Consider the following 9,293-nt stretch of genomic DNA (forward strand, 5'->3'; position numbering starts at 1 on the left):
AAATTAAAGCTAGTCTCTAATTCTAGGAGCACTGCCCAATGAAAGAAGAATATTTTTTATTCTTCTTTTTTTTGCATAATCAGCATTTATGCTGAGCCGTTAGGCTGAAAGAATTTAGATTCCCCACCGGGGCTTGAATTTATTTTAAGCAATTATAATACAGAATATAATAAACAATCACCATGTAGAATATAATATTAGTAATAAATCAGAGACTACATTAATTACATGTAGTTTATGTAAAACCATCGCCATGACAAGGGCTTTGTGCCTTGTACACCATTTAAGTCCTTGTTGCAATAAATATAAATCTAAAGGAGTGTAAAGAATGGACAATCCTCAATCTATAAAAGAGGAGTTTAATACCCTTATAAATTCTATTACTAATGAAATTTTTAAAAATGTCTTATATAAAAATGTAAATGATTTAAACAATAAAATGATAGATGTAAGTGGAAGTATTAAAGAAAACCTAGAGGGTATCAATAAGTCAGTTAATCATTTGTCTCAACTAGATCATAAGATTACACCTACTGCAGTATCTATAGAAAATGCAGCTAAGAATATCAATGAAAATGTAGACAAGTTAAATACTTATGTTATAGAAATAGTTTCGAAAAATAAAGAAGATCTCTTTAATTCCATAAAGTTAACTATTGGAAATTCATTAAGAAGTTTTCAAAATAAGTTATTAGTTTTACTTGGCGGAAATATAGTATTAAGTTTAATTATTTTAATTTTATTAATAATAAAGAGGTAATAATGGGAGAAGAATTATTATATGAAAATTACACACTGCTATTAAATTCAGTAATGTTAAGAAAATTAGATAACAATAAGAAAGCTATAATGAATTTTAAAAATTCTATAATAACACAAGTAAATGATATACTTACCGTTGCACCTTTCCAGAGTAGAAAAAATATATTCTCAACCTTTGATTTTCAAAATAACTATAATACTTTATTAAACTTTCATCTTAAAGAAAAAAAGGTTGATTTAAATTTAATAGGTTCAAAATTATTGATTACGGATTTCATAAACATGTTATATGATAAATTTAACTTTCCCTATTATCATATTATAAGAGATAAATTAATTATAACTAATAATCCTTCACCAAGCTTAGTGAGGATTAATAAATTAAATCATAATTTTAACAATGTAGAACTTGAAAGATACATTTCTAATTTACTATTAGATCAACTTCAGAATAAAGATGATATAGCCCATAAAATCCAGCATATATATATTAATAGCGTGGATAAAAAAATCTTCAATTTAGTTAATATAACAGGTTATTTTAGTAACTTTGAAGAAAAGATTCCCTCAGTAAACTTTGTCTTTGTTAATAAAGATAGCTATGAAGAAAATAACACATATATTGAAAACTTAAAAGAAAATAATTATATCTTTGCCAGTGGTACAGAAGACTTCATAAGTTCCATATCAAAGAAGGATAGGTTAATTAGATTAAGAGATATAAATTTTATTCACATTGAATCTTTAATTACCACAATTTATGTAGCTAAAAATAATGAATCTTTTCAAAATGAAAAATATAACCTAGAAAAAGCCATACCTCCTGGATTAATACTGTTTTTACCTGCTGTATGGTTTTATATTAATTTTATCATAGGATCTAATAAAACTTTAAGACAGAAATATGAAAGTAACATAGAGGAATTTATAAGTAAAGCTGCCTATGCCACCTTGGATATTAATAGTCATATTATTAGTAATATCTATGAACAAGCTCTTAGAAGGGCAGAGGGAAATTATAGTTCAACCTATGGAAACCCTAAAGATCAAGAAAGATTTATTAAGAAGGTTAATCTAATTGAAAATGTGGATTTAAGCTATAAATCCATAAATAGCATCATGGCTATAGTAAGTGGAGATGATAAATTTGGCCTATAGTAACAAATTTCTTAAAAGTATACCAAAGGGTATGTATGAAGAGGTAATAAATAAATGTAATGAGTTTTACAATGAATTGATAGATTATCAATGGGATATTAGAGGCCTAAGAAAGGGATTTTGGACAAAAAAGCTGTCATGTTTATATAAAAATACCTATGAATTTAGATTGAATATTGGTGATCGTATTATTTTTTCCTATCTTCATGATGGAGAAGAAGATAATTATAATAAAATTTTATTTTTATTCTACAAAAAACATAATGATGTAAATAAATCTATTAAACATTTAAATTCTATGAATATAGAAATAGATAAAAGTTACATTAAACCAATGGAACATGGTGAAATTTTAGAGGATAAAATAGAATATAATAAATATGAAAAAATTGTTTATTCATATCTTGATTTACAAACCTTAGAGTTTGGAATGGAAAACATAATTAATTATGATAAATATAATGAAATATTAAATAAAGAGTATGAAGACAAATATCTTTATAGAATGAATCACAGTCAAAAGGAAGCTATTGTTGCAAGTAATGGAAAAGCATTTATTTTAACAGGATCAGCAGGCAGTGGTAAAACCACAGTTAGTTTTTATAAACTTTTAAGTTTATTAGATAAATGTGAAAGGATTGCTTATATCACCTACACTAAAGAGTTAAAGGATAAAATGGAAGAGGATTTTAAAAATATAACCATTGAAAAGTATCATAATAAGGTAGATTTTATTACCTTAGAAAATTTGTTCAATGATTATACTAAAGAAGACTCCTTCAATAAAGCTCCTAGACTAAAGCTAATAACATATAATGTATTTAAAAATTGGTATGAGGATTTAAAAATATTTGATAATAATTTTAAAAGTAAATATGACAAGGAAATAAAAGAAAAATATGATTCCTTTGATGTATATAGTGAAATTAGAGGCCAAATTAAAGGGGGAATGGGTAAGGATTTCGTCAGAGCCATGAAAGGTAAAGATCAAGTTAAAGATATTTTATCAAAGAAACTTTACTTAGATTTGCCAGAGGATTACTCTTATTTTAATAAAGATGCCAGAAAGATTATTTATAAGTTTGCAGAGGAATATTATGATAAATTATTCCTGGTAGAACAGCTTAAAAAGGACTATATAGACGATAACAATGAATGCTATAAATTATTGAAAAAGAATACTTTGGAGAATAAGTATGATTATATAATTATAGATGAAGCTCAAGATTTTACGGATTTACAACTTTATACTTTTATGGACTTAGTTGAAGATAAAAACAATGTATTTATATCAGGAGACAGTAATCAAATAGTCAACTCTACCTTTTACTCTGATGAAAGAATTAATAGTTTGTTTTACTCTTTGGGAATAAAGCCTGTTAGAAAGGATTTAAGAGTAAATTATAGAAATCAACAGCAGATTCTTAATTTAGCTAATGGATTGGAAGAAATAAGATGTAAAAAGCTTGGTAGGTTTGGGAAGATCCATGAAAAGGAAGAAGCTATAGAGAGGGGAAATTTTCCTGTTTTCTGTAATATTAATTCAGATGAGTTAGATAAATTTTTCAATATAGCCACTGAAAAAAGTTACATTACAGTATTAGTTAGTAGTGACAAGGATAAAAATCTATTGAGAGATAAATATAGTGAATTAGATATATTTGAGGTAAGGGAATTTAAGGGCTTAGAGCAAAGATATATTATCTGCTATAATTTAGTTTCTTCAAATTTAAAGTATTTTAATAACATATTTAAGGAAGGTTATTGGGACAAAACCAATATATATAGTCAAAAATATAGATACTATTTCAATTTATTATATGTAGCTATTACTAGAGCAAAAGAAAATATATGTTTTATTGAAAGGGAAGATGTAAAGGGTGTATATAAGCAATTTAAGGATTTCATAAAAGAAGTCAATGTATTTTCTGAAGAAGAACTTCATTTATTAGAAGCCTCAAGTATAGAAGAATACTTAGTTAATGCTAGAACCTATGAGAAAAACCATAAATATGAACAAGCTGCTAATAATTATAAAAAGGCTGGAACATGTTATAAAAATGACTATTATAGAGTGTTGAGTCTTAAGGAATATGAAGAAGGAAAATATAAAGAGGCTTTTAATATGATTTTAAAAAATATATCAGATGACTATGAATATGAGAATATTACAAAGGATGACTTATCCTTTAACATGTTAAGAGAATTTAACACTTTAGAAGATAAATTAAATGGAATTGTAAAGTTAAAGAATCCAATAAAATATTTCTATAAATTAATAGAAAAATATTCATTTACAGAAATACTAGAAAACCATAAGCCTTATAAATCTTATAATAATGAAGTACTGGAGTTATTAACTGTATATTTACTGCAAAAGCTACAAGATAAATCTTATGAATTGAAAATATCCAATTACTATTATGAAGAGTTGCTGGAGGTACTAAAAAATGAATCAAAAAAGTTTAATAGAAGAATTAACTAAAATTAATAATAACTTGGAATATATCTCAGATTTATCTAATAATGCTGAAAACTTAAAAGGTATTACTAACAACTTAATTGAAATACTATCATCTATAGATAGTACCTTTAATGAAAACCAAATAGCATTAAAAACAGATAAATTTACTGAGGAATGTATAAGGTTTTATAATGATATACACCATAAGGTTGAAGGTTTGGAAGATGTATGTAACAGATACTATAATTTAAATGCTACTCTAAAAGATAGCCTTAAAAGTAGTATTGTAAATGAGCAGATAAGTTTAAAAACAGTAGAAGAAATTTCTAAACATATAAGTAATAATATAAGTAATTTTAATAAACACATAAGTGAAAGTAGACAACTTCAAAGTAATCTTAATTCATTTATAGATTCCCAAGGTGACATTAAGTCTCTATTAAAAAGAATAGAGGTTAAAATAAATGAGGTAAATAGTGCCTACACTGATGTTGACTTAGATACTATTTCTAATAGACTTGGAGGTTTAGTAGATAAGATAACTACTCAATCTTTAAAAGTTAAAGAAATAAATGATTTAGTAAAAAATATAAATATGATTTCTGGAAAAGAAATTGACATGGTTAAAAATAACCTTAGCAAACTTAACAGTACCTTTAATGATAATATAGTATATATTAAAAAGACTACCCTAGGCTTAACTAATTATTTAAAAGAGGAATTTCTAGAAGAAATATCACAATTAAGAGAGGAATTAGAAGCCTTGCAAAAGGATAAAGAAGCAATCTCAAACAACTTGTTAGAAATTAAAAAATTAATAAATGATAAGATAGTACCAACCACCCATGAAAATCAAAAAAATACCTATGAAATGTATAACAACTTAAAAGAAGAAAATGGCATCTTAAAAAAACAATTATATGAAATTATAAATCAAAATAAAGAAATAATAGCTTTTGCAAAAGAAATTCAAGAAGAGAATAAAAGCTACAAAGAGATTTTCAGCGAAATATTCTCAGAATGGAGCAAGAATAATATTAGAAGCTTTGCATTGAAGTCCAAATAATGGAAGGGGGTCAGACCCCCTTCCATTTAATGTAATGGGGTCAGACCCCATTACATTAAATTCCAGGAACTCTTTTTTTCTGCAATCAGCATTTATGGTGAGTTGGTAGGCTGAGAGAGGTTTGAGTTTCCCACTGGGGTTTGATAATAGAAGAAGCTAGAAACAACATAAAATATAGTGCAGTTTTTAATGAGTTTGGTTATAATATAAATAAGTAGATTTAGAGAATGGAGGATATTATGAAATTAATTAAAGATAGTGGAATAGATATTGATATGCTCTATGATGTTATAGCCTTATGTACTTTTGGAAGTTACAATGAAAGCTGTTGGGACAAGGAGCGAAGTGACATAGATGTTATGGTTCTTACTAATAAAGAGTTAGAATGGAATAGGGAAATGGAAATAGAAGATTATTTAACTAATCATTTATCAGTGTATTTTAATCATGAAAATATTCATATTACCTTCATTAATGATTTTATTTACCCCTTTGGAGAAATTATGATATCAAGCCCTAATAAAATCATATTACAGGAAGAACAGTATTTGGATTATATACTAGGGTATTCATGTTTTAAAAGAGATAGAGAAAACTTAGAAATTATAAGAGACTATCATCTAAAAGAGAGAGGATTGTAGTTATGGTTTATTATAAATATAAAAAAGAAAAGCTAGAAGAAAAGCTTGTAGAAAGTAAAGTCTTTTTAGTGAGAATAAGAGAATGTTTAAAGAGAAATCCAAATAGTGATGATGAAATAGTAGATGAAGCCATGATATCTTACTTTAATTCTTTCTGTGAATTTATATTAGATATGTGTGAAACATATTTAGTAGCAACAGAAAATTATATACCTAATAAATCAGGGGTAGATATATTAGAATTATCATCAAACTTTGGATTCATATCTTCAGAGGATTCTAAGAAACTTCAAGGAATAGTGAGACTTAGGAATAGATATACTCATGATTATTATCAAAGGAAATTAGCAAGGAAAAGAATTATAGCTATATGCAAATCTGAAATGATAACTTTAGATTTATTTCTAGAAACATCTTCTGAAAAAATAAGATTAGTTGTTAGTGACAAAGGTTAAGAGAATAGCAAATTGAAGCTAGAAACAACATAAAATATAGTGCAGTTTTTAATGAGTTTGGTTATAATATAAGTAAGTCATACATTCTTTCAGATTATGAGGAGTTAGAATCTGATATAGTTTATAAAGCAACAATAGAAAATAAAGAAGTTATATTTTATATTTTGTTAGAATTTCAGTCATATGTGGATTATAGTATGCCTATAAGATTATTTTTATATATGACAGAAATATGGAGAGAAGTTTTAAAAAACACTAAAAAAGTAGAAGTAAAAAGCAAAGACTTTAAATTACCATCAATAGTTCCTATAGTGTTATATAATGGTGAATATAAGTGGACAGTAGAGCGAAAGTTTAAAAATGTTATAAGTAAAAGTGAATTATTTGGAAATAACATAATTGATTTTGAGTATATATTAATAGATATAAATAAATATGAAAAAGAACAATTAATGGAACTAAAGAATATAGCATCAGCAGTGTTTTTATTAGATCAAAAAGTTGATATTGAAGAATTTATAAGTAGAGTTAAGGATATTGCCATAGGATTTAATACCTTAAGTGAAGAACAAAAAATCATGTTAAGGCGTTGGCTAAAGAATACTTTATCAGATGAAATTAAAGATAAATTAGGAGAAAGAATAGAAGATCTTTTAATTGCAAATAAAGAGGAGGTGGCTATCATGACTTCTAACATTTCAAAGACAATAAAAGAAACTTTTGAAAAAACAAGAGAAGAAGGAATTCAAAAAGGAATAGAGGAAGGCATCGAAAAAGGCATCGAAAAAGGCGAAAAAAATAAAGCTATAGAGATAGCTAAAAACTTATTAGATATTTTAGATGATGAAACTATTTCTATAAAAACAGGGTTAACAATAGAAGAAGTAAAAAGATTAAGAGAATAGCAAATTGAAGCTAGTCTCTAATTCTAGGAGCACTGCCCAATGAAAGAAGAATATCTAGGTATTTTTCTTTTTTGCGTAATCAGCATTTATGCTGAGCCGGTAGGCTAGAAGAATTTTAAATTCCCCACCGGGGTTTGAATTTTATAGTAAAATTTGTAGAACTGATATGTTTGAAATTATATGAGGTATAATATATGATATAGTTGTAAAGTTGCAAATAAAAATTAAGAGTGGAAGTTGATATATGTGAAAGTTGATAAAGTAAAGGAATTCCTCAGTAATGGAGAAAGTATGACTGTTGAGTTTAAACAGAGTCATAAAAAATTAAATAAGGATGTCTTTGAATCAGTATGTGCATTTTTAAATAGAAATGGAGGACACTTGTTTCTTGGTGTTGAAGACAAGGGTAATGTTATAGGTATTGCTTCAGAATCCATAGATAAGGTTAAGAAGGATTTTGTGACTTCTATGAATAATCCACAGAAAATAAGCCCAACCTTTTATTTATCTGTTGAAGAATTAGAGATTGATGGAAAAACAATACTTTATATCTTTGTACCAGAGAGCTCACAGGTTCATAGATGTAATGGTAAGATTTTTGATAGAAATGAAGATGGAGATTTGGATATAACGGATAATACAAATCTTGTTTCAGGAATGTACATGAGAAAGCAGGGGACGTATACAGAAAATAGAATTTTCCCTTTTGCAGAAATATCTGAACTCAAATCTGAACTTTTAATAAAAGTTAGGAAAATGGCTGCTAATGAAAGAGCAAATCATCCTTGGAAATCAATGAACGATTTAGAACTATTAAAAAGTGCAGGTCTATATCTTAAGGATCCTCAGAGTGGTGAAGAAGGAATAACTCTTGGAGGCATTTTGATTTTAGGGAGTGAAGAATTAATTCATGCAGCATTGCCTCATTATAGAACTGATGCTATTTTGAGAAGAATAAATATAGATCGTTATGATGATAGGGACGATATTAGGGTTAATCTGATAGAGAGTTATGAACGTCTCATGCAGTTTGTTTCAAAACATTTGAATGATAATTTTTACCTTGAAGGCGATAGAAGGATTAGCCTTAGGGATAAAATTTTTAGAGAAGTTGTTTCAAATTTACTCATTCATAGAGAATTTGCTAATCCATTTCCGGCAAAGCTAGTTATAGAAAAAGATAGAGTTTATGATGAAAACAGTAATAAGTCTCATGGTAATGGAATTATTGATCCCGAAAATTTTTCCCCATTTCCAAAGAATCCAACCATAGCAAAGTTTTTTAAAGAAATAGGATGGGTGGATGAGTTAGGTTCAGGTGTAAGAAATATTACTAAATATAATAAGATATATTCTGGTGCTATTCCAACATTTATAGAAGAAGATGTTTTTAAGACTATAATTCCTTTGATACCTCAAGCTACCGAGCAAGCTACCGAGCAAGCTACCGAGCAAGCTACCGAGCAAGCTACCGAGCAAGCTGACAATGAAACAAAGATACTTTTAGAGTTTTGCAAAGTTCCAAGAACAAGAAATGAAATGCAAAAATTTCTAAACTTACATCACAGAGAATATTTTAGAACAAAGATTTTAAATCCTTTGATTAAAGGTGGGTTGCTAAAATTAACAATTCCAGATAAGCCTACAAGTCCAAAACAAAAATATTATTCTAAAAAAAATTAAGAGACTAGCAAATTAAGGCTAGTCTCTAATTATAGGAGTAATGCCCAATGAAAGAAGAATATTTATGTATTCTTCTTTTTTGCGTAATCAGCATTTATGCTGAGCCGGTAGGCTGAGAGAGGTTTGGTTTTCCCCATCGGGGTTTGAAATTATTATATG

The 9,293-nt window shown here is 27.2% G+C and carries 8 protein-coding genes; all 8 read left to right on the plus strand.

The genetic code is table 11. From position 1 onward, the window contains the following. The first annotated feature begins 328 nt into the window (after positions 1-328). The 8 genes from B3J31_RS10705 (at position 329) to B3J31_RS10740 (ending at position 9,134) form a co-directional block, all read left to right on the plus strand. Positions 329-760 carry a hypothetical protein gene (locus B3J31_RS10705; protein ID WP_346873971.1) on the plus strand — a complete coding sequence of 144 codons (432 nt, stop codon included), beginning with the start codon at positions 329-331 and terminating at the stop codon, positions 758-760. A 2-nt stretch (positions 761-762) separates the two neighbouring features. Then, positions 763-1,920, plus strand: coding sequence for a hypothetical protein (locus B3J31_RS10710; protein WP_346873972.1), 1,158 nt, complete (start codon positions 763-765; stop codon positions 1,918-1,920). Continuing rightward, the gene (locus B3J31_RS10715) at positions 1,910-4,405 is read left to right on the plus strand and encodes a UvrD-helicase domain-containing protein (RefSeq protein ID WP_346873973.1); all 2,496 of its coding nucleotides are present in this window, start codon (positions 1,910-1,912) and stop codon (positions 4,403-4,405) included. Before B3J31_RS10710 ends, B3J31_RS10715 begins: the two co-directional genes overlap by 11 nt. Next, the gene (locus B3J31_RS10720) at positions 4,371-5,450 is read left to right on the plus strand and encodes a hypothetical protein (protein WP_346873974.1); all 1,080 of its coding nucleotides are present in this window, start codon (positions 4,371-4,373) and stop codon (positions 5,448-5,450) included. The genes B3J31_RS10715 and B3J31_RS10720 overlap by 35 nt, the downstream gene beginning before the upstream one ends. A gap of 239 nt (positions 5,451-5,689) precedes the next feature. Continuing rightward, entirely contained in the window at positions 5,690-6,091 is a 402-nt protein-coding gene (locus tag B3J31_RS10725) for a nucleotidyltransferase domain-containing protein (protein ID WP_346868476.1), read from the plus strand. 2 nt (positions 6,092-6,093) lie between these two features. Next, positions 6,094-6,546: a HepT-like ribonuclease domain-containing protein gene (locus B3J31_RS10730; RefSeq protein WP_346868475.1), complete on the plus strand. Its 453-nt coding sequence runs from the start codon at positions 6,094-6,096 to the stop codon at positions 6,544-6,546. A gap of 83 nt (positions 6,547-6,629) precedes the next feature. Further along, a complete protein-coding gene (locus B3J31_RS10735) occupies positions 6,630-7,451 on the plus strand; it encodes an Rpn family recombination-promoting nuclease/putative transposase (RefSeq protein WP_346873976.1) in 822 nt (273 codons plus the stop codon). A gap of 246 nt (positions 7,452-7,697) precedes the next feature. Beyond that, positions 7,698-9,134: an RNA-binding domain-containing protein gene (locus tag B3J31_RS10740; RefSeq protein WP_346873975.1), complete on the plus strand. Its 1,437-nt coding sequence runs from the start codon at positions 7,698-7,700 to the stop codon at positions 9,132-9,134. Positions 9,135-9,293 lie beyond the last annotated feature (159 nt).

This window comes from Clostridium sp. UBA5988 (genome assembly GCF_002435615.1).
Taxonomy (GTDB): domain Bacteria; phylum Bacillota; class Clostridia; order Clostridiales; family Clostridiaceae; genus Clostridium_J; species Clostridium_J sulfidigenes.

Coding starts and splice junctions, on each gene's coding strand:
- B3J31_RS10705 (WP_346873971.1), top strand. CDS start 329: ATGGACAATCCTCAATCTATAAAAGAGGAGTTTAATACCCTTATAAAT.
- B3J31_RS10710 (WP_346873972.1), top strand. CDS start 763: ATGGGAGAAGAATTATTATATGAAAATTACACACTGCTATTAAATTCA.
- B3J31_RS10720 (WP_346873974.1), top strand. CDS start 4,371: ATGAATCAAAAAAGTTTAATAGAAGAATTAACTAAAATTAATAATAAC.
- B3J31_RS10725 (WP_346868476.1), top strand. CDS start 5,690: ATGAAATTAATTAAAGATAGTGGAATAGATATTGATATGCTCTATGAT.
- B3J31_RS10730 (WP_346868475.1), top strand. CDS start 6,094: ATGGTTTATTATAAATATAAAAAAGAAAAGCTAGAAGAAAAGCTTGTA.